At 53.6% G+C, this 768-nt stretch carries 1 protein-coding gene; it reads left to right on the forward strand.

Annotation, left to right across the window (positions count from 1 at the left end; genetic code table 11):
- Window positions 1-55 precede the first annotated feature (55 nt).
- Window positions 56-753, forward strand: a protein-coding gene (locus tag QQZ17_RS18150) for an IS1-like element IS1B family transposase (protein WP_095033700.1) whose coding sequence is annotated in 2 segments (ribosomal slippage) — window positions 56-305 and window positions 305-753 — 699 coding nt in all. Because the reading frame shifts where the segments join, the coding sequence is not laid out codon by codon here.
- Window positions 754-768 lie beyond the last annotated feature (15 nt).

Consider the following 768-nt stretch of genomic DNA (forward strand, 5'->3'; position numbering starts at 1 on the left):
GGTGATGCTGCCAACTTACTGATTTAGTGTATGATGGTGTTTTTGAGGTGCTCCAGTGGCTTCTGTTTCTATCAGCTGTCCCTCCTGTTCAGCTACTGACGGGGTGGTGCGTAACGGCAAAAGCACTGCCGGACATCAGCGCTATCTCTGCTCTCACTGCCGTAAAACATGGCAACTGCAGTTCACTTACACCGCTTCTCAACCCGGTACGCACCAGAAAATCATTGATATGGCCATGAATGGCGTTGGATGCCGGGCAACCGCCCGCATTATGGGCGTTGGCCTCAACACGATTTTCCGCCATTTAAAAAACTCAGGCCGCAGTCGGTAACCTCGCGCATACAGCCGGGCAGTGACGTCATCGTCTGCGCGGAAATGGACGAACAGTGGGGATACGTCGGGGCTAAATCGCGCCAGCGCTGGCTGTTTTACGCGTATGACAGGCTCCGGAAGACGGTTGTTGCGCACGTATTCGGTGAACGCACGATGGCGACGCTGGGGCGTCTTATGAGCCTGCTGTCACCCTTTGACGTGGTGATATGGATGACGGATGGCTGGCCGCTGTATGAATCCCGCCTGAAGGGAAAGCTGCACGTAATCAGCAAGCGATATACGCAGCGAATTGAGCGGCATAACCTGAATCTGAGGCAGCACCTGGCACGGCTGGGACGGAAGTCGCTGTCGTTCTCAAAATCGGTGGAGCTGCATGACAAAGTCATCGGGCATTATCTGAACATAAAACACTATCAATAAGTTGGAGTCATTACC

Origin of the sequence: Citrobacter sp. T1.2D-1 (assembly GCF_950098555.1) — a bacterium.
Taxonomy (GTDB): Bacteria; Pseudomonadota; Gammaproteobacteria; order Enterobacterales; family Enterobacteriaceae; genus Citrobacter_A; species Citrobacter_A telavivensis.